Origin of the sequence: Rhodococcus sp. NPDC059968 (genome assembly GCF_042738615.1) — a bacterium.
Classification (GTDB): domain Bacteria; phylum Actinomycetota; class Actinomycetes; order Mycobacteriales; family Mycobacteriaceae; genus Rhodococcus_F.
Genome location: NZ_JBHWUE010000268.1, coordinates 1 through 1,523 on the forward strand (window position 1 = coordinate 1; position 1,523 = coordinate 1,523).

Annotated in this window: 1 pseudogene; it reads left to right on the forward strand. The window is 66.3% G+C overall.

The window, feature by feature from the left end:
* Nucleotides 1-1,101 (forward strand): annotated as a pseudogene (locus ACFWAY_RS53725) (hypothetical protein); the annotation flags it as partial.
* Nucleotides 1,102-1,523 lie beyond the last annotated feature (422 nt).

The window sequence follows — 1,523 nt, forward strand, 5'->3', positions numbered from 1 at the left end:
CGCTGGTACGCGACCTCGACATTGACGCCGCGGGCACGTGGCAACGTCCGGTCCCGCCTGCTCAAGGTCGGCCGCTGGATCGCAGCCGAACATCCCGAGGCCGCCGATCCGACGGCGTGGACCCGGCAGACCTGCGCGACCTGGGTCGCCGCACTGGACCGGATGAACGTCGGCGACTATGTGCACCGCACCACCGGACTCGAAGAGCGCATCGGCAAGCCGCTTCAGGCCTCGACCAAGGACGGTCACCTCGCGGCGATCCGGAGGTTCGTCGCCGACTGTCAGGAATGGGAATGGCTGCCGCGACGCTTCGATCCTGGGCGCGCACTGCCCACCCCGCGCAGCATCACCGCGCTGCTCGGCCCGAACCCGCGGGTGATCGCCGACGAGATCTGGGCGAAGCTGCTCTGGGCGGGACTGAATCTGTCGCACGCCGATCTCCCCGAGACACAGACCGGGAACTTTTACCCGTTCGAACTGGTCCACGCGATCACACTGTCCTGGTTGTTCTCCGGACTGCGCAGCGACGAGATCGCCCGCCTGCGGGTCGGCTGCAACCGCCGGCGGCACGACGACACCCCCATCGTCGGCGACTCCGATCAGGTCCTGGCGCGTGACGCGGTCTGCCTGCTCGATGTCCCCGCGCACAAGACCGGCACCGCGTTCACCAAGCCGGTCGACCCGATCCTCGGCCAGGCCCTCGACACCTGGCATACCCTCCGCCCCTCCCAACCGCAGTTTCACGACCGCCGCACCGGCGAGCGAGTCGACCTGCTGTTCGCCTTCCGCGCCCGCCGGGTCTCCTCGTCCTTTCGTCATCAACACGGTCATCCCGATGCTCTGCCACAAGGCCGGTGTCCCGACCGCCGACGTCCGAGGCAACATCACCAGCCACCGGGCCCGATCGACGATCGCCAGCCAGCTCTACAACGCCAAGGAGCCGATGACCCTGTTCGAGCTGCAAGCCTGGCTTGGCCACCGCTCACCGCAATCCACCCAGTACTACGAAAAAATCAGCCCCACCACGCTGACGCGGGCCTACACCGACGCCGGATACTTCTCCCGCAACGTCCGCACCATCGAGGTTCTCCTCGACCGTGATGCCGTCACCTCCGGCGCCGCCGCCGGTGGCGACGAGCCGTGGCAGTACTACGACCTCGGACACGGATATTGCACCTACACGTTCTTCGAGCAATGCCCACACAGGATGGCGTGCGCCCGCTGCGACTTCTACGCCCCCAAGGCATCCGGCAAGGGACAACTGTTGGAGGCCAAGGACAATCTCCAGCGTATGCTCGCCGCGATCCCGCTCAGCGACGAAGAGCGCACCGCCGTCGACGAGGGACAGACCGCCCTCGACAACCTCCTGGAGCGACTGATCGACGTTCCAACCCCGACCGGCACGACGCCACGCGAGATCGGTGTTCCGGCGACCGCGACCCTGCTACCGATCGTCCCGATCAACCAGCCCAAACGAGAATGATCTTGACATCTCAGATTCCACAGAATGATCCTGTTCACGT